This is a genomic window from Streptomyces sp. NPDC050509, assembly GCF_044457965.1.
Classification (GTDB): Bacteria; Actinomycetota; Actinomycetes; order Streptomycetales; family Streptomycetaceae; genus Streptomyces.
Map to the genome: position 1 here is coordinate 449,727 of NZ_JBITHL010000002.1, position 20,713 is coordinate 470,439.

Annotated in this window: 23 protein-coding genes; 16 read left to right on the forward strand and 7 right to left on the reverse strand. The window is 73.1% G+C overall.

All coding sequences use genetic code 11. The features are described from left to right. The first annotated feature begins 57 nt into the window (after positions 1 to 57). Both ACIBJC_RS07305 and ACIBJC_RS07310 read left to right on the forward strand, forming a co-directional pair. Complete coding sequence (locus ACIBJC_RS07305; RefSeq protein WP_399289133.1) at positions 58 to 717, forward strand: hypothetical protein; 660 nt, start codon at positions 58 to 60, stop codon at positions 715 to 717. A 33-nt stretch (positions 718 to 750) separates the two neighbouring features. Then, the gene (locus ACIBJC_RS07310; protein WP_399289135.1) at positions 751 to 1,146 is read left to right on the forward strand and encodes a cupredoxin domain-containing protein; all 396 of its coding nucleotides are present in this window, start codon (positions 751 to 753) and stop codon (positions 1,144 to 1,146) included. Between the two features lie 113 nt (positions 1,147 to 1,259). Here ACIBJC_RS07310 and ACIBJC_RS07315 read toward each other — a convergent pair whose 3' ends face one another. Continuing rightward, a complete protein-coding gene (locus ACIBJC_RS07315) occupies positions 1,260 to 2,177 on the reverse strand; it encodes a DUF2382 domain-containing protein (RefSeq protein WP_399289137.1) in 918 nt (305 codons plus the stop codon). Between the two features lie 337 nt (positions 2,178 to 2,514). Here ACIBJC_RS07315 and ACIBJC_RS07320 point away from each other — a divergent pair, with 337 nt between their 5' ends. Further along, a complete protein-coding gene (locus ACIBJC_RS07320) occupies positions 2,515 to 3,582 on the forward strand; it encodes an NAD(+)/NADH kinase (protein ID WP_399289139.1) in 1,068 nt (355 codons plus the stop codon). Positions 3,583 to 3,680: 98 nt separating this feature from the next. On the opposite strand, the gene ACIBJC_RS07325 is transcribed toward ACIBJC_RS07320, so the two are convergent. Continuing rightward, entirely contained in the window at positions 3,681 to 4,337 is a 657-nt protein-coding gene (locus ACIBJC_RS07325; RefSeq protein WP_399289141.1) for a TetR family transcriptional regulator, read from the reverse strand. 110 nt (positions 4,338 to 4,447) lie between these two features. Here ACIBJC_RS07325 and ACIBJC_RS07330 point away from each other — a divergent pair, with 110 nt between their 5' ends. The 4 genes from ACIBJC_RS07330 to ACIBJC_RS07345 all read left to right on the forward strand — a co-directional run bounded on the left by ACIBJC_RS07330 (position 4,448) and on the right by ACIBJC_RS07345 (position 6,365). Next, positions 4,448 to 4,606 (forward strand): hypothetical protein, encoded by a 159-nt coding sequence (locus tag ACIBJC_RS07330; protein ID WP_399289143.1) that lies wholly within the window; start codon positions 4,448 to 4,450, stop codon positions 4,604 to 4,606. After that, a complete protein-coding gene (locus ACIBJC_RS07335; protein ID WP_399289145.1) occupies positions 4,606 to 4,857 on the forward strand; it encodes a DUF4190 domain-containing protein in 252 nt (83 codons plus the stop codon). Before ACIBJC_RS07330 ends, ACIBJC_RS07335 begins: the two co-directional genes overlap by 1 nt. 108 nt (positions 4,858 to 4,965) lie before the next feature. Further along, positions 4,966 to 5,616: an ArsR/SmtB family transcription factor gene (locus ACIBJC_RS07340; protein ID WP_399289147.1), complete on the forward strand. Its 651-nt coding sequence runs from the start codon at positions 4,966 to 4,968 to the stop codon at positions 5,614 to 5,616. Between the two features lie 20 nt (positions 5,617 to 5,636). Continuing rightward, the gene (locus ACIBJC_RS07345) at positions 5,637 to 6,365 is read left to right on the forward strand and encodes an SRPBCC domain-containing protein (RefSeq protein ID WP_399289819.1); all 729 of its coding nucleotides are present in this window, start codon (positions 5,637 to 5,639) and stop codon (positions 6,363 to 6,365) included. 83 nt (positions 6,366 to 6,448) lie between these two features. On the opposite strand, the gene ACIBJC_RS07350 is transcribed toward ACIBJC_RS07345, so the two are convergent. The 3 genes from ACIBJC_RS07350 to ACIBJC_RS07360 all read right to left on the reverse strand — a co-directional run bounded on the left by ACIBJC_RS07350 (position 6,449) and on the right by ACIBJC_RS07360 (position 10,111). Beyond that, positions 6,449 to 7,504, reverse strand: coding sequence for a PHP domain-containing protein (locus ACIBJC_RS07350; protein WP_399289149.1), 1,056 nt, complete (start codon positions 7,502 to 7,504; stop codon positions 6,449 to 6,451). A 309-nt stretch (positions 7,505 to 7,813) separates the two neighbouring features. After that, on the reverse strand, positions 7,814 to 8,488 hold the full coding sequence (locus ACIBJC_RS07355; protein WP_399289151.1) for an LAETG motif-containing sortase-dependent surface protein: 675 nt from the start codon (positions 8,486 to 8,488) through the stop codon (positions 7,814 to 7,816). A 438-nt stretch (positions 8,489 to 8,926) separates the two neighbouring features. Continuing rightward, complete coding sequence (locus ACIBJC_RS07360) at positions 8,927 to 10,111, reverse strand: aromatic acid exporter family protein (RefSeq protein WP_399289822.1); 1,185 nt, start codon at positions 10,109 to 10,111, stop codon at positions 8,927 to 8,929. A gap of 238 nt (positions 10,112 to 10,349) precedes the next feature. Between ACIBJC_RS07360 and ACIBJC_RS07365 the strand changes: the two genes are divergently transcribed. Beyond that, complete coding sequence (locus ACIBJC_RS07365; protein WP_399289153.1) at positions 10,350 to 10,568, forward strand: hypothetical protein; 219 nt, start codon at positions 10,350 to 10,352, stop codon at positions 10,566 to 10,568. A 54-nt stretch (positions 10,569 to 10,622) separates the two neighbouring features. Here ACIBJC_RS07365 and ACIBJC_RS07370 read toward each other — a convergent pair whose 3' ends face one another. Beyond that, entirely contained in the window at positions 10,623 to 11,171 is a 549-nt protein-coding gene (locus ACIBJC_RS07370) for a GNAT family N-acetyltransferase (RefSeq protein WP_399289155.1), read from the reverse strand. 266 nt (positions 11,172 to 11,437) lie between these two features. Here ACIBJC_RS07370 and ACIBJC_RS07375 point away from each other — a divergent pair, with 266 nt between their 5' ends. Beyond that, complete coding sequence (locus ACIBJC_RS07375) at positions 11,438 to 12,181, forward strand: DUF4118 domain-containing protein (protein WP_399289157.1); 744 nt, start codon at positions 11,438 to 11,440, stop codon at positions 12,179 to 12,181. Here ACIBJC_RS07375 and ACIBJC_RS07380 read toward each other — a convergent pair. Continuing rightward, positions 12,178 to 13,536, reverse strand: a complete 1,359-nt coding sequence (locus tag ACIBJC_RS07380) for a DUF2252 domain-containing protein (RefSeq protein ID WP_399289159.1) — start codon at positions 13,534 to 13,536, stop codon at positions 12,178 to 12,180. The genes ACIBJC_RS07375 and ACIBJC_RS07380 overlap by 4 nt on opposite strands. A 286-nt stretch (positions 13,537 to 13,822) precedes the next feature. Between ACIBJC_RS07380 and ACIBJC_RS07385 the strand changes: the two genes are divergently transcribed. From ACIBJC_RS07385 to ACIBJC_RS07415, 7 genes are all read left to right on the forward strand, one after another. Then, positions 13,823 to 14,629 (forward strand): TetR/AcrR family transcriptional regulator, encoded by an 807-nt coding sequence (locus ACIBJC_RS07385; RefSeq protein ID WP_399289161.1) that lies wholly within the window; start codon positions 13,823 to 13,825, stop codon positions 14,627 to 14,629. A gap of 4 nt (positions 14,630 to 14,633) precedes the next feature. Continuing rightward, positions 14,634 to 14,879: a hypothetical protein gene (locus ACIBJC_RS07390; RefSeq protein WP_399289163.1), complete on the forward strand. Its 246-nt coding sequence runs from the start codon at positions 14,634 to 14,636 to the stop codon at positions 14,877 to 14,879. Positions 14,880 to 14,927: 48 nt separating this feature from the next. Next, the gene (locus ACIBJC_RS07395) at positions 14,928 to 16,127 is read left to right on the forward strand and encodes a methyltransferase (protein WP_399289165.1); all 1,200 of its coding nucleotides are present in this window, start codon (positions 14,928 to 14,930) and stop codon (positions 16,125 to 16,127) included. A 106-nt stretch (positions 16,128 to 16,233) separates the two neighbouring features. Next, the gene (locus ACIBJC_RS07400; protein WP_399289167.1) at positions 16,234 to 16,629 is read left to right on the forward strand and encodes a molybdopterin-binding protein; all 396 of its coding nucleotides are present in this window, start codon (positions 16,234 to 16,236) and stop codon (positions 16,627 to 16,629) included. A gap of 116 nt (positions 16,630 to 16,745) precedes the next feature. Continuing rightward, on the forward strand, positions 16,746 to 17,558 hold the full coding sequence (gene modA / locus ACIBJC_RS07405; RefSeq protein ID WP_399289169.1) for a molybdate ABC transporter substrate-binding protein: 813 nt from the start codon (positions 16,746 to 16,748) through the stop codon (positions 17,556 to 17,558). Between the two features lie 143 nt (positions 17,559 to 17,701). Next, positions 17,702 to 19,657 carry an ABC transporter permease gene (locus ACIBJC_RS07410; protein ID WP_399289171.1) on the forward strand — a complete coding sequence of 652 codons (1,956 nt, stop codon included), beginning with the start codon at positions 17,702 to 17,704 and terminating at the stop codon, positions 19,655 to 19,657. Positions 19,658 to 19,705: 48 nt separating this feature from the next. After that, positions 19,706 to 20,707: a LysR family transcriptional regulator gene (locus tag ACIBJC_RS07415; protein WP_399289173.1), complete on the forward strand. Its 1,002-nt coding sequence runs from the start codon at positions 19,706 to 19,708 to the stop codon at positions 20,705 to 20,707. Positions 20,708 to 20,713: the final 6 nt, after the last annotated feature.

The window sequence follows — 20,713 nt, forward strand, 5'->3', positions numbered from 1 at the left end:
TCGCGTTCGGGCGGGCGCCGTGCTGCCCGTGGGGCGGCCTGATCCGAGGAGTTCTGAATGAAGAGCAACACCAGGGCAGTCACCGCGATGGCCGCGGCCGTACTCTGCGCGGCCGCCCTCGCAGGATGCTCCGGCAGTGACAGCGCGTCGGAGGCTGCCCGGGAGGAGGCGCCCGCAGAGGCCGCCGCCTCCGCGTCCATGTCCATGAGCGCCTCGCCGTCGGCGATGCCCTCCGAGCTGGAGGGCAAGGTGAACGCGAAGGACCTGGCGCCGTACGGGAAGATCCTGGTCAACGGCCGCGAGCGGACCCTGTACCTCTTCGCGGCGGACAAGACGAAGGAATCGACCTGCACCGGGGACTGCGCGAAGGTCTGGCGCCCCGTGCTGGTCACCGGCGCAGTCGAGCCGAAGGCGGGCACCGGCGGGGTCAAGCAGAGCCTGCTGTCCACCGTCACCCGCACCGACAACACCAAGCAGGTCACCTACAACGGTCACCCGCTCTACACGTACAAGGCCGACCAGATGCCGGGAGACGCACGCGGCCAGGACCTGACCGAGTTCGGCGCCAAGTGGTACGTCGTCGACACCGAGGGCAAGAAGGTCACCACCCTGCCGCCCAGCCCGAGCACGAGCCCGAGCGGAAGCATGAGCCCCAGCGGGAGCATGAGCCCCAGCGCCGGAATGAGCGCCGCCCCCAGCCCCAGCGCCAGTTACTGATCCCGCCGACGGGCCCGACAGCTCGGAGAAGCCATGCCGTTCCCGGGCGCCGGGCGCCGGTCGCATCCGGCCGTCGCACTCGCCGCCGTCCTCGTGACCACGCTCGTCGGCTGTTCCGGTGGCGCCGGTGGTGAAACCTCGTCCGCGTCGCCGTCCCCGTCCGCGTCAGCGGGCGGATCGGCGCGGGTGACGATCGACAACTTCGCCTTCGCGCCCGCGGCCCTGACCGTGGCCCCGGGGACCGAGGTCACCGTGGTCAACAAGGACTCGGTCGCCCACACCCTGACCGCCACCCCCGGCAAGGCGTTCGACACCGGGACCATCGGCCCGGGGAAGACGGCCACCTTCACCGCACCGGGCAAGGCCGGCGCCTACCCGTACACCTGCACCATCCACCCCTTCATGAAGGGGAAGCTCACGGTCCGCTGAGTGCGACCGGCCGACGGCAAGCCCCCGCCACCACGCGTACGCGGTGGACGGGGGCTCGGGGTGTCCGGGGTTTCTCGGGTTCCGGGTTTCCCGGGGACTGCGGGTGGGCCGGGTCAGCGGCCCGGGCCGCGCTTGCCGCCGCGGGTGCCCTTCTCGTCCTGGTCGGTGTCGTACTCGATCTGCTCCTTGCGGACCTCCGCGGAGACCTCCCGCTGCTCGGTGACCTTCTCGGTCTCCATGCGGACGCGTTCGACGGGGATGGACTCCTTGCTGATCACCGGCTGGTCGGCGTGGAGCGTCACCTCGGTCTGCGCCTCACCGATCCGCATGTCACGGACGGAGGTGCGGTCCTCGGGCGAGATGGCCTCGTGGACCACCCGGACCTCCTCGTGACTGAGCGGCACGGAGGTGGTGACGTTCTCCGTCACGACGACCTTGCGCAGCCGCGCGTGGCCGACCTCGCGCTCCTCGGTGGTGACGTGGAGCTCCTCCTCGGAGCGGATGAGTTCCTCGCCGTGCTTCTCGCCCGTGCGCATGTCGCCCAGGTCGGCGCCGCGTGTCGCGGACCCGGCCATGGCCGGTCCCCGCGTCCCCTCCGGCGTGGCGGCGCGGCCGGTGGACATGCCCGAACCCGTGGGCATGCCGGTCCCCGCGCGCGTCCGGCCGCCGGCCGCCGTGCCCATGCCCGCGGCGGTGCCGATGCCGCCCGCGGCGGTGAGCCCGTAGTGCTGGTAGAGCTGCTTCTCCTGGCCGGGGTCCAGATGCTCGTCGGCGTCGAGGCGCGGTGCCTCCTTGACCGTGTCCTTGGCGTACGGAACGTGGATGTCCTCGCCGGCGCGCCGGGCGCCGGACAGCGGAACGAGGCTCTCCTTCATCCCGAACAGGCCGGTCCTGACGGTGACCCACTCCGGGTGGCCCGTGCGGTCGCCGACATAGACCTGACCGATGCTGCCGATCTTGTCGCCGTCCCTGTCGTACACGCTCCTGCCGTTCAGACTGCTCGGGTTGTTGAACACGCCTTCGGCTGACATCAGCGATCACTCCTCGCGTGGGGGAAGCGCGTCTGCGGGATGAGGCCCCTCACGGTCAGGCGCGCACGACTCCATCGCGCATCCGTACGGGTCCTTCGGCAACCGGAGGCGGTCGGCGGGACGGTGGCGGCAACGCCCGTTGCCCAGTCCGGACCGCGTTCCCGGGGGTCGGCGCCCCGACCGCGCTATCCGCCATTCGGGTGAACGGCGGGCGGGGCGCGCGGCGGTGAACGGGCGGGTCCGCGCCCCGTCCGCGCGCGCTCCGCCCACCCCCTCCGTCATCCTGGAGACCGACGGCCGATGTGCCGGCCGGACGTGACGTACGGAGAGCGGGCCCATGTCTGTGGAACGTATCGGCCTCGTGGTCCACCAGGGCCGCCCGGCCGCGCTGGAGACCGCGCGTACCGTCCACGCCTGGTGCGACGCGCACGGCGTCCCCTGCACCGAGATCGACGTGTGGCGGGACCACGAACCCCGCCACGGCGGTCAGGAGGAGGCGTCCGCCGCGGGTCACCCCGATCTCGTGGTCACCCTCGGCGGCGACGGCACCTTCCTGCGCGGCGCGCGGATCGCCGCCAAGTGCGACGCCGCCGTCCTCGGCGTCGACCTCGGGCGGGTCGGCTTCCTGACCGAGGTACCGGCGGAGCAGGTCGGCCGCGCGCTGGACGCCGTCCACCAGGACCGGGCGGCCATCGAGGAACGCATGACCCTCACCATGCGCGCCTCCCGTCCGCCGGCGATGCCCTCGGAGGTGGCGGCGCTCCTGCGCCACGGCCGGGGCCCGACACTGCCACCGCCCCATGTACGGGCCGGGGCCACCGGTGAGGGGTGGGGCGTGCCCCTGGACGTCATCGCGCTCAACGACGTCGTCCTGGAGAAGCTCTCCCGGGACCGCCAGATCGCCCTGGGCGTCTACGTCGCGGGCCGGCTGCTCGCCTCGTACTCCGCCGACGCGGTCATCGTCGCCACCCCGACCGGCTCCACCGCCTACAGCTTCGCGGCCGGCGGGCCTGTGCTCTCCCCGCACATGGACGCCGTGGTGTTCACCCCCGTGGCGCCGCACATGACGTTCGACCGTACGGTCGTCGCCGCTCCCGACGAGTCCGTGGCGCTGCGGATCCTGCCGCACTCCGGGGAGGTGGCGGTCAGCATCGACGGCCAGTTGCGCGGGGCGCTGCATCCGGGGGACTGGGTCGGGGTCTACGGGGCCACCTACCGGCTGCGGCTGGTCCGGCTGGGTCCCACCGACTTCTACACCCGGCTGCGCGAGCGGTTCCGTCTCACCGACGCGCCCGCCACGGCGGCCGACGGCCAGGCAGCCCCGCTGTTCCGGCCGGACAGCCCGGTCCCGGACGACCTGGCCCATCTGCGGCTGCCGCCGCCACCGGGGGAGCACGGCGGCTGACGGCCGGTCCGTGGCCGTATGTCCCTGGCCGTACGCCCGTGGCTTACGTCCCTGGCCTTACGGGGTGTGCCGGGCCCGAACTCCGGCCGTCCGGGCGGTCAGTCGAGCCAGTGGCGGCGGCCCAGGGCGATCAGCCGGAGTCTGCGGCGCGCCGCGGACGCCACCTGTGCCTCCGCCTCGACCCGTGCCTCCGCCTCCGGCCCGGTTCCGGGGTGCCGCTCCGCCGCGTGCAGGAACGCGGACGCCGTCATCACCATCTGGTCGACATAGACGTCCGCCAGCATCCGCAGATCCTCCTGACCCCATCCGGCCGACACCGGCTCGGTGGCGAGTGCGGCGGCCACCTCCTCGGAGAAGCGGCGCAGTTGGGCCGAGATGGCCTCGCGCACGGACCGTACGCCGCCGTGCCGCTCGCGGGCGATGAAGCGGACATGGGCGGGGTGCGCGCGGACGTACTCCGCCATCACCCCGACCGTGCGGTCGATCCGTTCCTCGTCGCCGTCGGCGGCGACGAGGACGGTGCCGATCGTCCCGTGCAGGCTGTCGAGCGCCTGCTCGACCAGGGCCACCCCGAGGTCGGCCGGGTCGCGGAAGTGCCGGTAGAAGGCCGTCGGGGCGACACCCACCGCGCGGGTCACCTCCCGCAGCCCGAGGCTGCTCAGGCTCTGCTCCTCCAGGAGCAGCAGCGCCGCGTCCAGCAGCGCCTGACGGGTCTTCTGTTTCTGGGCCTGCCGGACGCCCGGGGTGTGACTCATGCCATTCAGTAAACAACCGTTCTCCGGAAAGGAGAACCTAGACTGGGCAGTCAGTGCACAACTGTTCTCGTAAAGCTGTTACCCGAATCGCTCCACCAAGGAGGCATTTCATGATCTTCCTCGTCGCGGCTCTCCTCCTGATGGGGGTGGTGCTCGGCACGGTGGCCCATGTCCCGCCGCAGGTCGCCCTGTTCGCCGCCGCTGTCATCGGGGGCTGGCTGCTGCTGTTCGCCGCCCGGGAGTTCCGTGCCCGCGGGCGGCGGTACTGATGCCCGCGGAGCGCCGGCGTGACGCCGACGGCATGGCCGTCGCCTCGTTCGTCCTCGGCCTGCTCGGTCTGCTCGTGCTGAACCTCGTGCTCGGCCCCATGGCGATCGTCCTGGCGGCCCTCGCCCTGTGGCGCGGCACCACACGCAGGGGTCGTGCCGCCCTCGGGCTGTTCCTCGGCGTCGCCGACCTCGTCGTCCTCGCCGTGCTGGTCGGTGCGGACGGCACGGTGTCCTGGGGCCTCGCGGGCTGACTCGCCGACCTCCCTCCCTCCCTCGCTCCGACGGCTGCCTGTCGGCCGTCCATCACCGACAAATAAATCCCCCTGGACAAAAAAAGTTGTCGGTGGGATGGTGGAGCCATGTGGGACGTGACGGTGATCGAGGACGCGGCGGCGGCAGCCGCCTCGCTGGACCCCATGAGGGCCCGGCTGCTGGCCGAGCTGGCCGCGGGACCGGCGTCGGCGACGATGCTGGCCGGCCGGGTCGGACTGCCCCGGCAGAAGGTGAACTACCACCTCAAGGCATTGGAGCGGCACGGGCTGGTCGAGCTGGCCGGTGAGCGCAGACGCGGCAATGTCACCGAGCGGATGATGCGGGCCACGGCGGCCTCGTACGTCATCTCGCCGCTCGCCCTGGCGGCGGTCCAGCCGGACCCGGCCCGCTTCCGCGACCAGCTCTCCGCACGCTGGCTGCTCGCGGTCGCCGCCCGGCTCGTACGGGACGTGGGCAGCCTGATCACCGGCGCCGCCACGGCCCGCAAGCGCCTCGCGACCTACGCGCTCGACGGCGAGGTCCGCTTCGCGACCGCGGCCGACCGGGCCGCGTTCGTCGAGGAGCTGACCCGGGGCGTGAGCGCGCTGATGGCCAAGTACCACACCGAGGACGCCGAGAACGGCCGGGACCACCGGATCGTGCTCGCGCTCCACCCCACCGTCAAGACCACCGGCTCCGACACGGCGGAGCCCGTGTCCCCGGTGGCACCCCCCGCCCCGATCGGGGAGGCTTCATGAGCGAGAAGGAGTACGCCACCATGTCCGAGGAATTCGAGATCGTCCGCGAGTTCGAGACCGACGCGAGCCCCCAGGAGGTCTGGCAGGCCATCACCACCGGTACGGCGGGATGGCTGTGGCCCATGGAGTACGAACCGCGCGAGGGCGGCGCCGCCCCGTTCGGCGGCACGATCACCGCGTGGGAGCCGGGGAAGCGGCTGACCGCCCGGGTCGAGGACGTCGAGGGCATCACCCAGCAGACCCGCAACCAGCTCGACCATGTCATCGAGGCGCGCGAGGGCGGCGGATCCTGGGTGCGCTACGTGCACAGCGGCATCTTCGTCGACGACTGGGACAACCAGTACGACGGCGCCGCCAGGCACAACACCTTCTACATCCACACTCTGGGTCAGTACCTGCGGTACTTCACCGGACGCGCCGCGGTCTTCTCCGCCGCCGACGGGCCCGCGGCGGCCGGGGCGCCGGACGCGCTCGACACGGCGAGCCGGGCGCTCGGCCTGCCGGACGACGCGGGGGAGGGCGCCGCCGTACGGGTCGACCTGCCCGGCGTGGGCCCGGTCGACGCCGTGATCGACTACCGCGACCCGTACTTCGTCGGGTTGCGCACCGACACCGCGATGTACCGGTTCTTCGGCAGGAACCACTTCGGCGCGACCGTCGGCGTCAGCGTCCACGACTTCGCCCCCGGCGCCGACGCCGAGCGGACCGGAGACACCTGGCGGACGTGGCTGGACGGCGTGTACGCGTAGGCCCGTGTGCCCCGGCTCCGGCGGCCCCGTCCCGTGGACGTCGGCCGGTGCACCTCGGCCCGTGCACCTCGGACCTGTACGCCTCAGCCCGGCGCCGGGGCGTGCCGGGTGCGGGTCCACTCCCGCAACCCCTCGGCCGGCCAGGTGTTGACGACCCGGTCCGCCGGGACACCGCACTCCTCGGCCCGCGCACAGCCCAGGAGCTGCCAGTCGAGCTGCCCCGGCGCGTGCGCGTCGGTGTCGACGGCGAAGAGGACCCCGGCCGCGACCGCCTCACGCAGCAGCCGCCGGGGCGGGTCGAGACGCTCGGGCCGGCTGTTGATCTCCACCGCCGTGCCGGTCTCGGCGCAGGCGTCGAACACCGCCCGCGCGTCGAACTCCGACTCGGGCCGGCTGCCGCCCGTACCCCGGTCCCTGCGGGTACGGCCGATGACCAGGCGCCCCGTGCAGTGGCCGAGCACGTCGGTGCGCGGATCGCGTACGGCGGCGATCATCCGCCGGGTCATCGAGGCGGCGTCCATCCGCAGCTTCGAGTGGACGGACGCCACCACCAGGTCCAGCCGGTCGAGGAGTTCGGGCTCCTGGTCGAGCGAGCCGTCGGCCAGGATGTCGCACTCGATGCCGGTCAGCAGCCGGAACGGGGCCCATCGCGCGTTCAGCTCCGCGATCACGTCGAGCTGTTCGCGCAGCCGCTCCGCCGACAGGCCGTTCGCCACGGTCAGCGTGGGGGAGTGGTCGGTGAGGACGGCCCACTCATGGCCGAGCGCCGCCGCCGTACGCCCCATCGCCTCGACGGAACTGCCGCCGTCGGACCAGTCGGAGTGCAGATGGCAGTCGCCGCGCAGCGCCGCGCGCAGCGCGTGCCCGCCCTCGGCGAGCGGCGTCCCGGCCTCCCGTTCCAGCCGCTCCAGATACTCGGGTACGGAACCCGCCACCACGGCCTGCACCACCTGTGAGGTCCTGGGGCCGATACCGCGCACCCGGCCGAGTGTGCCGGCCGCCGCGCGCCGCGCCACGTCGTCGGGGTCCATGCCCGCGACGGTCGCGGACGCGGTACGGAACGCCTTGACCCGGTAGGTGTCCGCCCGCGAGCGCTCCAGCAGGAAGGCGATCCTGTCCAGCGCCTCCACGGGATCCATGGGCGCCCCCGGCTGTCGGTGGTGTTCCGTCCGTTCCGCGCCCGGGTCCGTTCCGTACGCGCGCCTTCATTGTCGGTGCGGCGGGCGCGCCGTGCATCTCGCCCGGGCGGGGAACGACACCTCCCGCCCGGGAGAACACGGTGAGGCCCCGCGAACGGAGGACGTCGCGGGGCCTCACACGGGCCGGGTCAGGGGCCGACCAGGTCAGGACGGCGAGTGGTGCGGGTGAAGCTGTGGTGCGGGTGGTGCGGGTGGTGCGGGTGGTGCGGGTGGTGCGGGTGGTGCGGGTGGTGCCAGGGGGCGCTCGGGTCAGCCCTGTGCGGAACGACGCCTGCGCGCGGCCCACATGATGCCCGCTCCGGCGACCAGCACGACACCGGCGGCGCCGGCGATCAGCGGGGTGGAGCTGGAGGCACCGGTCTCGGCGAGGTCGTCACCGGCGGGGCTCGGCTGCGACGACGGAACCGCGGCGGCCGAGGTGCTCGCCTCACCCGACGGGGCAGGCGCCTCGGTGGGGGGCGTGTCCTCGCCGGGCGTCGCCTCGGGGGCCGACTCCGACGGGGCCGGCGGCGAGCTGGGCTCCTGCGGCGGGGTGGACTCCGCGGGCGGCGGGGTCGACTCCTCGCCCTCGCAGACCGGGGCGGTCTTGGTCTCGTCCTTGGAGAACTGGTCGCCGTCGGCGGCCTTCACGACCAGACGGACCGTCAGCTCGCTTTTGTGCGCGGGCAGGTCGAGCTTCTTGCTGAAGTTGTTACGGAAATTCTCCGTGGGCAGCAGGTCCTTGCCGTCCACGGTGACCGTCACGGTGTTCTTGTCGCTTTTGCCGTAGGCGGTCAGGTTCAGACTCACCTCGGAACACGTCACCGACCAGGTCGGCGTGTGCGCGAACGCAGGAGCCGCCGACAGGCCGACGCCGAGGGCGCCGGTCGCCGCGACCGCTATGAAGGCGCTTCTGCGCCGCCATGATCTGCTGAATTGGGTCACAAAATCCTCCGCTATAGCCGCGCCGCCCACGATGACGGCGCGCGCGCACAGTACCGCCATCCGCGCGGGACCCAACAATCGCCCCACCCAACTCACGCTCTCCGCACGCTCCGTGGACCTGCGCGGACGTCGAGGACCGGCCAGGGCGCCCGCGCGGAGGCGGGGCGGGGCGACGACGGCGGCAATCATGATCGCAAACCGGAAGGATGGCCCGATCATGCCGTCATCACTGCTTTCGCCCGTCAATACGGGGATGTGGACCGGTGGGCCGGCGCTTCCTCGCCCTCATTCACGACGACACGTCACGCCGTTGGTAAATATTCCGTCAATAATTGGCCAGGAGCTTTCCGTTGCTCGGGAAACGGCGAATCCCGCCGGGCGGACGGCCGATTGAAGTCGGCTCCCGCGCATTCCCTTCCCCCGTTCGCGGCCGGTTCCCTATCGCCCGCGCCGCATGACCTTTCGCCGTACCCAATGCCAGGCCGCCGTCAGCCGGGGATGACGCTCCCGATCCTCCCGGGAGGCCCGGTCCAGCTCCTCCATCAGCCGCCGGGAGCGATGCTCCAGGTCCAGCTCGTCCAGGATCCGGTCCAGTTCGGCCAGGAGCGCGCCGTGGAGCTGCCACTGCCCCGGGTCGCGCCGCATCTCCGCCAGCAGCAGCCCCGCCAGCCGCTCCCGGCTCGTCCGGGCCGCGTCCAGATCCTCGGCGAGCCGCGCCTCGGCGGTCTCGGCGCTCCGGGTGACATCCGTGGTCACCATGACGGCGAAACTCACCACCGCGTCGGCCACCCCGGCCAGCAGATCCTGCAGCGCCGCCCCCACCTCCGGGGTGAACAGGGCCTCCCGCTCGCGCTCCTTGGCGAGATCGGTGAGTGTTCTGGCCAGCACCCGCAGCACCACCGTGCAGATCTCCAGGGTGTCCAGGCCCGTCCGCAGCACCACCCGGTGCAACAGCCCCTCCTTCACCCGGGGGTTGAGCCGGACACTGTCCTCCGCCTGGCGCAGCGCCGCGTCCACCTCGCTGATGTCGTGGTCCAGCCGGCGTGCCTCGTGCAGCCGCGAAGCGGCGCGCTCCACCGGGACGGCCTCCGTCAGCCCCTCCCCGATCCGCAGCAGAAGCTGGCGCATCCGGCGGGCGAGGCCGTCCATGGACTCGCCCGCGGTGGCGACCCACACCGGCGGTGCCAGCAGGAAGTTGAAGAGCAGCCCCACCACCGCGCCGATCAGTGTCTCCAGCACCCGGTCCCACGCGGTGGACGCCACCCGCGGCACCCCGAGCACGAGCATGGCGCTGATCGCGACCTCGGGCACGAACTCGCTCACCCGCACGATGCGTCCGACGACGAGCGAGGCGAGGATGATCAGCCCCAGACTCCACCAGGTCAGCCCCACCAGCACACTGAACGCACTGGCCACCAGCACGCCGGTCACCACGGCGTTCACCCTGCGGATACCGGTGGTCAGGGTGGAGTAGAGCGTCACCTGGACGACGAGCAGCGCGGTCAGCGGGGCGGTGAGCGGCGCGGGCTCGCTGCTCAGCCACACCGCGACCACATAGGCGATGGTCGCGGCGGCGGTCGAGCGCAGCGTCTGGGCGACGATGGGCTCCCGGCGCCGCTTCATGAGCTCCGCGACCGGTCCGCTCAGGGATACTCCGACATCACGCACGACCCCTTCCTTCCCCCGCGGAGCCCGGCCGGACCCGCGCCGGTCCTCCGGATGGGCCGGGTGGACGAGCGGGCCCGCGACGCGCTCCGGTGACCCGCGGTTGTGCAGGACAGGGAAGGATGGGGTAGACACCTCTTCAACGGGTCGACCGGCATTGGGCCGCGCGGCCGCTCACATCTCCGAACGGTTGTGCATGCCTTCTTCACCGTCCCGCCAGGATCCGGTTCAGGACTCCACCGCGGGCGCCGCGCCGAGCGCGCGGCCACAGCACCACGGCATCTTCCTCGAACCCCGCTACACCGTCGAACTGCCGCCGCACGAGGGCGAGGGCGACGAGGAGGCCCCCGTGGAGAGCTTCTTCGACCGGCCCGCGGCCACCCGACGCCGTACCCTCACCCCGCGCAGAAACTGAGTTGCCCCTCCCGGCAGGCTCCGCCCCGTCACACCGCCCGGACGGGCCAGGTGGTCACCCGGCCCGTCGGCCGTCCGTCCACGACCGCAGGGCGTCGGCCGCCGCCTCGTCGACGGGCCAGACGATCCGGTAGTACTTCAGCGCCTCGTCCTGTGCGACCAGCCGCATCCCCACCGCCGTCATCACGCGCTGCGACGCGATGTTGTCGTGATCGGCGTCCCCCTGGACACGGCTGACCCCGCCGGCCCGCGCGAACCGCAGCAGTCCGCGCAGCGCCTCGGACGCGTACCCCTGACCATGGGCGGAGGGGATCAGGCCGTAGCCGATCGTGACGGTGAGATCCTCGTCGGGGACGCCGTGGAAGCCGAGACCGCCGATCGCGCGTCCGTCCGCGCGGCGGCGGATCTCGTACGCGCCGAAGGGCCGCGGATCACCGGTGATCGAACACGTCGTCAGAAAGCGCCGGGCCCCCGCCATGTCCCCGTCGGTGGGGTATCCGGGCGCCCACCCATCCCCGTCCGCGGGCTCGCCCGCCGCCACCCGCTCGGCTTCGAGCACGCTCAGCGGATGGAGTACCAGCCGCTCCGTCACAAGATCGTCCATGACGGCAGACGTATCACGGGTCCCCGGCGTGCCACAGGCGTTTCACACGATGTGCGGGCACCGGCCGGCCGGCCTTCGCGCCGGTTCGGCAGGCCGTACGTCAAGGGCGCGTCAACGTCCGCCGGGCCCGCGGCAGGGCCCCGTCAGGACCGCGGCAGCCTCCGCCACGACCGGGCCCGCGGGGTGCACGCTGGAGTCGAGGGCCGCCGGCCCGGCGGCCCCGGTTGCGCCGGACCTCCGCACCGGCAGGCACGGTGAGGTGAACCATGCGCTGTCCGCTCCGTGACCGCGTCGCGCTCGGCGCGGCGCTGCTCGCGCCCCTGGCGACCGCGGGGGTGCTGGTGCCGTTCCGTACGGGAGTGGCGAGTACGAATCTGGCGCTGATCCTCGTCGTGGTCGTCGTGGCGGTCGCCGCCCTGGGCAACCGTGTCGCGGGCGCGCTCGCCGCGCTCTCCTCGGCCGTCTGGTTCGACTTCTTCCTCGCCCGGCCGTTCGAACGCTTCACCGTCACCAGCACGCGCGACCTCACCACGGCCCTCCTGCTGCTGGCCGTGGGGCTCGCCGTCTCCCAACTCGCCGCGCGGGCCCGGCGGCTGCGGGTCATGACCGTGGTCGACGCGGGGCTCCTCGCCCGGATCCACGACACCGCCCGGCTGGCGCGGACCACCGGCTCCTCCGCCGCCGTGGTCGACCAGGTCGGCCGTCACCTGGTCGAGATCCTGCGACTGGAGAACTGCCGGTTCGAGTACGGGAGCCTGCTCGGGCACCCGGCGCGGCTGGAGCAGGACGGCACCGTCGTCGTGGACCGCGAGCCCTGGGACCTGGAGGGACGCGGCTGGCCGGCCGGGGAGATCGAACTCCGGGCGGCGGCGGGCGGCCACTACCAGGGCCGCTTCATGCTCCGGCCCACGCCGGGGATCGTCCCCACCCGGCAGATCCGGCAGGTCGCGGTGACGCTCGCCGACGATGTCGGCGCGGCACTCGAAGGGGCGGGCCCGGTCCTGGACTAGAGCGTGTTTCGAGAGTCCCGCCGGGCCTGACGGGTGGCCGCCGGCGTCCGGTCGGCGGCGAGCGCCGCGACGAGCGCGGCGTGGTCGGCCCGGTTCCGGTCGGCGTAGCGCAGCGCGAAGTCCGCCAGGGCGCGGTCGAAGGTGTCCGACCCGCCGAGGTAGTGCGCGATGGCGATCCGGTCCCCGGAGCGGGCGTGTGCCCGCGCCAGGGCCCCGCCGCACAGCTCCGCGTACGTACGCAGCAGGGCCGGCGCCATGCCCTCGACGACGGCGGGCCCCTTCATGTCCCGGAGCCGGCGCCAGTAGAAGTGGCGCCCCTCGGACCCCGTGACCCAGCCGAGGAAGACGTCGCCCGTCGCCTGGAGCAGCCGCTGCCCCGCGACCACCCGCCGGCCCTGGTGGGGGTAGACGCTCTGCTGGACATGCGGTTCGAGCACCGACCGCTCGGCCTCCTTGATCTGGAGGAGCAGCGGATCCCCGGCGTCGCGCCCCTCCAGCAGCACGACGAAGCACCGCGTGCCGACGCTCCCGACCCCCGTGACCTTGCGGGCCACGTCGACGAGGCGGAACCGGTCGAGAAGCACCCGCTGCTCCTCGGGGAGCGTGCTGCGGTAACCGATGAAGATCCGCCGGAGCATCGCGGTGTCGAGGGGGCCGACCGGTTCGAGCAGCGGCGGATCGTGGATGATCCGGCGGTGCCCCTCCGCCGTGCCGGTCAGCTCCTCCACCGCCCGCAGCGTGGTGCGCTGCCGCGACGCAGGCGCCTCGGCGCGCCCGCGCCGGGCCGCCCTGACGAGCGGGCGCAGGGCCGCGGTGCCGATCCGCTCGTACCAGACGGCCAGTTCACCGAGGCGGGCCAGCCGTCGCATCGACGTGCGGTACGCCCCGGCGGCGGCCCGCGCCGCGTCCCGGGCGTCCGACGCCGGGGCGCCCTGGTCGAGGGCGGCGACCACGACGCTCGCCGCGAGCCGCTTCACATCCCACTCGAACGGGCCGGGGAGGGTCTCGTCGAAGTCGTTGAGATCGAAGAACAGGGCGCCGTCGGGTGCGGCGAAGACGCCGAAGTTCAGCAGATGGGCGTCGCCGCAGAGCTGCACGGTCAGCCCCGTACGCGGCTGGGGCGCCAGATCGGCGGCCATCACGGCGGCGGCGCCGCGCAGAAAGGCGTACGGGGACGCGGCCATCCGCTCGTGGCGCAGCGGCACCAGTTCGGGGACCCGGTGCGTGGCCTGCCGGGCCAGGACGGCGAGCGGGTCGAGCCGGTCGGCGCCCGGTATCCACAACCCGTGCGAGGACCGGGACGCGTCCTTGCGGGCCGCCCTGCCGCGCTCCGCCCGGTCGGCGGGAGTGGTCATGACGCCCCTCTCCCCGTGGTCGGTGCCGTGGCACGGCCGGTCAGCACGAGCATCCCGCCCCGGCGGCCGGGCAGCCCGGTGCGACAGCCGTTCGAGTGATCCGGCGGTCCGCGTCGATCCGGGCCGCCGGGCGGTGCGCGGAAACGGTTTGCCCCGTCCGGACATTTTTGCGGTTTCGCGCGCATTCGCGGAACGCGGCGTGTCGGCCCGTGGTGCGTGGCATGCTCGATAAGCGCCCTTACCGGTGACAACACCGCGTGTTCCCGGGGCGATTCGGGGAGGTCGGATGGATCCGGGCCGGAATTCCGCGGACACGACGTCGTCATCGTCTGCCCGTACGAGAGCCAAGGAGACCCGCACGGACCACACCCGCACGGACCAGGACCGTACGGGTCAGGACCGCAGGGCCGCGCGCCGGGAGCGGCTGCTGGCGACCGCGACCGACCTGTTCACCACCCGCGGCTACCCGGCCACCTCCATCGAGCGGATCTGTGCCACCGCCCATGTCTCGATCCGCGCGTTCTACGAGGAGTTCGAGGGCCGTGAGGCGCTGCTGATCGCGCTGCACAACGATGTCGCGCGGGCCGGCATGGAAGCCGCGCTGACGGTGCTCAGCGACCCCGGGATGGAGTCGGCGGGAGCCCGCGCCCGGATCTCGGCCCTCACCCGTGCCTATCTGGACGCCGTCACCGTGGAGCCCATCGCCACCCGGATCGCGTTCGTCGAGGTCATCGGGGCGGGCCGGGCGGTCGAGGAGCACCGGCTGCTGTGGCGGAGCCTGTGGTCCGACTTCCTCAGCGGGGAGGCGGAGCGCGCCGTCGAGCGGGGCGAGGCCGTGCGCCGGGACCACTCCCTCGCCATCATGGCGCTCATCGGGGCGATCAACGAACTGGTGGCGCACTGGGCCCGCGACGCCACCGCGTTCCCCCGGGAGCTGCTGGCCGAAGAGCTCGTCCGCCACGCCCTCGCCGCGCTGGGCATCCCCACCGACGACATCCCCACCGGCGGCATCCCGGCCGACGACATCCCCACCGGCGGCATCCCGGCCGACGACATCCCCACCGGCGGCCCCCTCACGGACGAAGGGAAATGACGCGATGACCGGACTCTGGCACCAGGTGCTCCACACCATGTCCCAGCCAGGGGCGTCCCCCGACGACGACCTGCTGGCGCAGGCCGCCGCGGACATCGCCCTGCGCGACCACCCGCACCCGCCGGCCGACGCCGAGGTGGTCCTGGGGATCGCGCGTACGGAGTTCGCCGCGGTCCTCAGCCCGAGCCAGGCCCAGGCCGCCCTGGACCGGGCCCGCAGACTCTCCTCGCAGCACGGCGCCGCCACCTGAGACCGCGCGGCGCACGGTCCGCCCCCGGGCGGATAGCCTGAGGGCACGATGAACCGTTTGACGACACCCTGGGGCGAGTTCGGCCTCACCCGATTTCCCGAACATCCCCGCGAGACGCTGCGCGCGTGGGACGCCGCCGACGAGTACCTGCTGCGGCACCTCGGGGAAGGGGAAGGCGGACAGGAACGCGACGGCGGACCGGCGGGTCCGGCCGGGCTGTCCGGCACCGTCGTGGTCGTCGGGGACCGATGGGGCGCGCTCACCACCGCGCTCGCCGGCCACCAGGAACGGGACTCCAGCGCCCTCGTACAGATCAGCGACTCGTACCTCACCCAGCAGGCGACCCGCGCCAATCTGCGCCGCGCCGGTCTCGGCACCGACGCCGTACGGCTGCTGTCCACCCGCGACACGCCGCCGGAGCGGATCGACGTCCTGCTCGTCCGCGTTCCCAAGAGCCTGGCCGTGCTGGAGGACCAGCTCCACCGGCTGGCGCCCGCCGTGCACCCGGGAACCCTGGTCATCGGCACGGGCCGGGTGACCGAGATCCACACGTCCACCCTGAAGCTGTTCGAACAGATCCTCGGCCCCACGAAGACCTCCCTCGCCGTCAAGAAGGCCCGGCTGATCTTCTGCACCCCCACGCCGGGGCGGGTACGGACCGCCAGCCCCTGGCCGCGCAGCTACGCGCTGCCCGAAGGGCTCGGCTCCGTGTCGGGCCGTACCGTCGTCAACCACGCGGGGATCTTCTGCGCGGAACGGCTCGACATCGGCACACGGTTCCTGCTGCGCCACCTCCCGCGGAGCCGCGGACCCGAGCGGGTGATCGACCTGGGCTGCGGCAACGGGGTCATCGGCACCGCCGTGGCGCTGGACAACCCGGACGCCACGGTGACCTTCATCGACGAGTCGTACGCGGCGGTGGCGTCGGCCGAGGCCACCTTCCGCAAGAACGTCGACGCCGCGACGCCCGCGGAGTTCGTCCTAGGCGACAGCCTGACCGACGTACCGGCCGAGTCGGCCGATCTCGTCCTGAACAATCCGCCGTTCCACACGCACCAGTCGACGACCGACGCGACGGCGTGGCGGATGTTCACCGGGTCGCGCGCGGCGCTGCGGACCGGGGGAGAGCTGTGGGTCATCGGCAACCGGCACCTCGGCTACCACACCAAGCTGCGCAGGCTCTTCGGCAACTGCGAGACCGTGACGAGCGATCCGAAGTTCGTCATCCTGCGGGCCGTCAAACGCTGAGGCGCGAAACCCGGCCACGCGGTTCCTTCTCGATGCCCTCTCATCTGCGAGGAAGCATCATCTGAAGAATTGTAAATGCGAGGCACTCCGGCCTATCTTGTCGCACATGCAGTCCTACACGATCGGTCAGGCGGCCCGGCTCCTCGGGGTGAGTCCCGACACCGCGCGCCGGTGGGCCGACGCGGGCCGGGTCGCCACCCATCGCGACGAGGGCGGACGGCGTCTCATCGACGGCCGCGCGCTGGCCGCGTTCTCCGTCGAGGTCGCCCAGGGCGGCGCCGACGAGGACGAGGTCGCGTACACCTCCGCCCGCAACGCCTTCCCCGGCATCGTCACCGCGGTCACCCTCGGCGATGTCGCGGCCCAGGTGGAGATCCAGGCGGGACCGCACCGGCTGGTCTCGCTGCTGACCCGGGAAGCGGTCGAGGAACTGGGCCTGGAGGTCGGCGTACAGGCCACCGCCCGGGTGAAGGCCACCAGCGTGCACATCGACCGCGTCTGATCCGTGCCGACCGCGTCCGGACGTCCCGGCGACGCGGCCGGTCCCGGCGCTTTTCGCCGCCCGGCGCCTTTCCCCGCCTCGCGCCCTTCTCCGCCCCACCGCCAAGGAGCCCTCTGATGTCTCTCGCCCTCACCCGCCGCCGCGCCGCCACCGCGCTCGTGACCGCAGCCCTGCTCCTGCCGCTGGCGGCCTGCGGCGGCAAGGACGACGCGTCGGACAGTGGCACCGGAGCCACGGACGGCGCGTCGTCGAGCGGCGCCCCCAAGGCTCAGCTCACCGTGCTCGCCGCCGCCTCGCTCACCGACGTCTTCAAGACGGCGGGCGCCGCGTACGAGAAGGCCAACCCGGGCACGAAGCTCACGTTCTCCTTCGCCGGTTCGCAGGAACTGGCCGCGCAGGTCAACCAGGGCGCCCCCGCCGACGCCCTGGTCACCGCCGACACCAAGACCATGGACGGACTGAGGGGCGACACCGGCACCCCGACGGTCATCGCCAAGAACCGCCTGGTCATCGCCACCGGTGAGGGCAACCCGGAGAAGGTCGAGAATCTGAAGGACCTCGCCGACCCCGAGCTGAAGGTCGTCCTGGCCGCCCCCGAGGTGCCCGTCGGCCGCTACAGCAAGCAGGTGCTGGACGCGCAGAAGATCGATGTGAAGCCGGTCTCGCAGGAGCCGAACGTCCGCGCCGTGCTGAGCAAGGTCGAGCTGGGCGAGGCCGACGCCGGCATCGTCTACAAGACCGACGCCGCCACCGCGACGGACAAGGTCGACGCCGTCGAGATCCCCGACGCGCAGAACGCGATCGCCCAGTACCCGGCCGCCACCCTCAAGACGTCCAAGAGCGCCGACGCCGCCGCCGCGTTCGTCACCTGGCTCAGCGGCCCGGAGGCGCAGAAGATCCTCCAGGCGGCCGGTTTCCAGAAGCCGTAGCGGCAGCAGCCGCCACGACGCGCCGCCACACCGCCGCGCCGCCGCCCGGACCGGTGCGGCGGCCTCGGCGGCGCGTCGTGGCCCCGTCGACCCGTTCCCACCCGATCCCAGCCGTTCCCACCCGATCCAGCCCGGGGAACCCGATGAGCCGCTCCCGTATCCGTGGGCTCCGCGCCCCCGCCGCCCTCGCGCTACCCGCGCTGCTCGCCGTCGCGTTCCTGCTGCTGCCCCTGATCGGGATCCTCGCCAGGACCACCTGGAGCGAGCTGGGCACCCATCTCACCAGCCCCGGCGTGGTCCAGGCGCTGAAGCTGTCGCTGCTCGTCTCCTTCTCGGCGCTCGCGCTCTCGCTGCTGCTCGGCGTGCCGCTGGCCTGGCTGCTGGCCCGGGTGGACTTCCCCGGCAAGACCCTCGTCCGCGCCCTCGTCCTGCTGCCCATGGTGCTGCCGCCGACCGTCGGCGGTGTGGCGCTGCTCCTCGGCTTCGGCCGGCGCGGGCTGCTCGGGCCCTTCCTGGAGGACACCTTCGGCATCACCCTGCCGTTCCACACCTCGGGCGCGGTGGTCGCCGCGACCTTCGTCGCGATGCCGTTCCTCGTCATCAGCCTCGAAGGCACCCTCGCCGGGCTGCGGCCCGCCTACGAGGAGACCGCCGCGTCGCTGGGCGCCTCGCCCGTACGGGTCTTCCTCACCGTCACCCTGCCGATGGTCGCGCCGGGGCTCGCCGCGGGCGCCGCGCTGACCTGGGCGCGCGCGCTCGGCGAGTTCGGCGCCACGATCACCTTCGCCGGAAACCTGCCCGGCACCACCCAGACCCTGCCGCTCCAGGTCTATCTGCTGCTCCAGGACTCGCCGGAAGCCGCCACCTCGGTCTCCCTGCTGCTGCTCGCCATCGCCATGGCCGTCCTGATCGCGCTGCGCGGTCGCTGGACCGGCCATACGGCCGACCGCACACGCGGGCGCGGTCCGCTGCCGGACGGTGACGGTACGGGGGCCCCCGGGAACCCCGCACCGGAGGCGCCGCAAGAGCTGCGAGCGCCGGAAGAGCCGCCAGAGCCGTCGGAGCAGTGGCCGCTGCACGCCGAGGTGAGCGGCTTCAACCGGCTCACCCTGGACGCGGAGCCCGGTACCACCATCGCCGTCGTCGGACCCAACGGCGCCGGCAAGACCACCCTGCTGCGCGCGCTCCTCGGACTCACGCCGCGCGCCCACGCGGAGCTGCGCCTCGGCGAACTGGACGTCACCGCCCTGCCGCCGCACCGCCGAGGCGTCGCCTGGGTCCCGCAGAACGGCGCGCTCTTCCCCCATCTCAGCGCCCTCGCCAACACCGCGTACGGGCTGCGCGCCCACGGCGTACCCCGCGCCGAGGCCCGCCGCACCGCACAGCGCTGGCTCGACCGGCTCGGCGTCGGCCAGCTCGCCCACCGCAAGCCCCACCAGGTCTCCGGCGGGCAGGCGCAGCGCGTCGCCCTCGCCCGCGCGCTGGCCGCCCGGCCCCGGCTGCTGCTGCTGGACGAGCCGCTGGCCGCGCTCGACCAGACCACCCGGGCCCAGGTACGGCACACCCTGCGCGGCCATCTCGACGGCTTCGGCGGGGTCTGCCTGATCGTCACGCACGATCCGGTCGAGGCGGTCTCCCTCGCCGACCGGGTCCTCGTACTCGACGAGGGGCGCGTCCTCCAGGACGCGCCGCCGGCCGAGGTGACCCGGCACCCGCGCTCGCCGTGGGTGGCCCGGATGCTCGGCCGCAACGCCTGGCCCGGCGCCTTCGGCCCGGACGGGTTCGCCCTCGACGCGGGCGGCCGGCTGGTGGTCGCCGAGCCGCTGCCCGACGGCTCGCGGGCCCTGGCGATCATCGCTCCGGAGGCCGTCTCCGTCCACCGGGAGCGGCCCGGCGGCAGCCCGCGCAACGTCTGGCCCGGCACGGTCAGGGAGATCACCGCCCTCGGCAGCAGACTGCGCGTCCTGATCACCTCGGACCGGGCCCCGGACCTGGTCGCCGAGATAACCCCCGAGGCGGCGGCCGAACTCCGCCTGGCCGAGGGGGTCCCGGTCTGGACCGGAGTCAAGGCCACGGAGGTCACCCTCGTACCCCTGTGACCCGTACGCCACCGGACCCTTCACGCCGTACGAGCAGGGGAGCGAGCGTTGTTACTGCGTCAACTGGAGTATCTGGTCGCCCTGGCCAGGGAACGCCACTTCGCCCGGGCGGCGGCGGCCTGCTACGTCTCCCAGCCCTCGCTCTCCGCCGGTATCCGCAAACTCGAACACGAACTGGACGTGCCCATCGTCCGCCGTGGCCGCCGCTTCGAAGGGCTCACCCCCGAGGGCGAACGGGTCCTGCTCTGGGCGCACCGGATCCTCGCCGAGCGCGACGCCCTGCGCCACGAACTCTCCGCGATGCGCGGCGGCCTCGCCGGGACGCTGCGGCTGGGCGCCATCCCCACCGCGCTCACCGCCGCCTCGCTGCTCACCACCCCCTTCGTCGAACGCCACCCGCGCGCCCGTGTCTCCCTCGACTCGCTCTCCTCGCGCGACATCGCCCGGAAGCTGGCCGCGTTCGAACTCGACATCGCCCTCACCTATCTGGACGACGACAGCCTGGGGCAGGTCCGCAGAACCCCGCTCTACGAGGAGCGCTATCTGCTCCTCACCCCGCAGGACGGCCCGCTCTCCGGCCACCCGGTCGCCCGCTGGGCGAGCATCGCGGAGCAGCCGCTCTGCCTGCTCTCCCCGCAGATGCGCAACCGCCGGATCATGGACGAGTACTTCGCCGCCGACGGGGCGCCCGCCGTCGCCCCCGCCATCGAGACCGACTCGGTCGCCGGACTGTACGCGCACCTCACGGCCGGCCACTGGTCCAGCGTCATCTCGCACGCCTGGCTGCACATGTTCGGCGTCCCCGACGGGATGCGGGTGATCCCGCTGGAGCACCCGGCGCACGGCCCCCGCGTCGGCCTGGTCATCGCCGACCGCACCCCCGAACCCGTTCTGGCCAGGGCCCTTCTGGAGACCGCCAGACAGGCCGGCGTACGGGAAGCGCTCGACCGGCTCCTCGACACCCATCTGCGCCCGGCCGCCCCGCCCGGACCGGGGCGGCAGCGGCGCCCGGCCGGGGAGCTCCCCGACGGGACGGCCAGCGCCGGATAGCCGTGT

Bases quoted from the DNA above. Each gene is read 5' to 3' on its own strand.
- ACIBJC_RS07305 (WP_399289133.1), top strand. From the start codon at position 58: ATGAAGAGCAACACCAGGGCAGTCACCGCGATGGCCGCGGCCGTACTC.
- ACIBJC_RS07310 (WP_399289135.1), top strand. From the start codon at position 751: ATGCCGTTCCCGGGCGCCGGGCGCCGGTCGCATCCGGCCGTCGCACTC.
- ACIBJC_RS07315 (WP_399289137.1), bottom strand. From the start codon at position 2,177: ATGTCAGCCGAAGGCGTGTTCAACAACCCGAGCAGTCTGAACGGCAGG.
- ACIBJC_RS07320 (WP_399289139.1), top strand. From the start codon at position 2,515: ATGTCTGTGGAACGTATCGGCCTCGTGGTCCACCAGGGCCGCCCGGCC.
- ACIBJC_RS07325 (WP_399289141.1), bottom strand. From the start codon at position 4,337: ATGAGTCACACCCCGGGCGTCCGGCAGGCCCAGAAACAGAAGACCCGT.
- ACIBJC_RS07330 (WP_399289143.1), top strand. From the start codon at position 4,448: ATGATCTTCCTCGTCGCGGCTCTCCTCCTGATGGGGGTGGTGCTCGGC.
- ACIBJC_RS07335 (WP_399289145.1), top strand. From the start codon at position 4,606: ATGCCCGCGGAGCGCCGGCGTGACGCCGACGGCATGGCCGTCGCCTCG.
- ACIBJC_RS07340 (WP_399289147.1), top strand. From the start codon at position 4,966: ATGTGGGACGTGACGGTGATCGAGGACGCGGCGGCGGCAGCCGCCTCG.
- ACIBJC_RS07345 (WP_399289819.1), top strand. From the start codon at position 5,637: ATGTCCGAGGAATTCGAGATCGTCCGCGAGTTCGAGACCGACGCGAGC.
- ACIBJC_RS07350 (WP_399289149.1), bottom strand. From the start codon at position 7,504: ATGGATCCCGTGGAGGCGCTGGACAGGATCGCCTTCCTGCTGGAGCGC.
- ACIBJC_RS07360 (WP_399289822.1), bottom strand. From the start codon at position 10,111: ATGAAGCGGCGCCGGGAGCCCATCGTCGCCCAGACGCTGCGCTCGACC.
- ACIBJC_RS07365 (WP_399289153.1), top strand. From the start codon at position 10,350: ATGCCTTCTTCACCGTCCCGCCAGGATCCGGTTCAGGACTCCACCGCG.
- ACIBJC_RS07370 (WP_399289155.1), bottom strand. From the start codon at position 11,171: ATGGACGATCTTGTGACGGAGCGGCTGGTACTCCATCCGCTGAGCGTG.
- ACIBJC_RS07375 (WP_399289157.1), top strand. From the start codon at position 11,438: ATGCGCTGTCCGCTCCGTGACCGCGTCGCGCTCGGCGCGGCGCTGCTC.
- ACIBJC_RS07380 (WP_399289159.1), bottom strand. From the start codon at position 13,536: ATGACCACTCCCGCCGACCGGGCGGAGCGCGGCAGGGCGGCCCGCAAG.
- ACIBJC_RS07385 (WP_399289161.1), top strand. From the start codon at position 13,823: ATGGATCCGGGCCGGAATTCCGCGGACACGACGTCGTCATCGTCTGCC.
- ACIBJC_RS07390 (WP_399289163.1), top strand. From the start codon at position 14,634: ATGACCGGACTCTGGCACCAGGTGCTCCACACCATGTCCCAGCCAGGG.
- ACIBJC_RS07395 (WP_399289165.1), top strand. From the start codon at position 14,928: ATGAACCGTTTGACGACACCCTGGGGCGAGTTCGGCCTCACCCGATTT.
- ACIBJC_RS07400 (WP_399289167.1), top strand. From the start codon at position 16,234: ATGCAGTCCTACACGATCGGTCAGGCGGCCCGGCTCCTCGGGGTGAGT.
- modA (WP_399289169.1), top strand. From the start codon at position 16,746: ATGTCTCTCGCCCTCACCCGCCGCCGCGCCGCCACCGCGCTCGTGACC.
- ACIBJC_RS07410 (WP_399289171.1), top strand. From the start codon at position 17,702: ATGAGCCGCTCCCGTATCCGTGGGCTCCGCGCCCCCGCCGCCCTCGCG.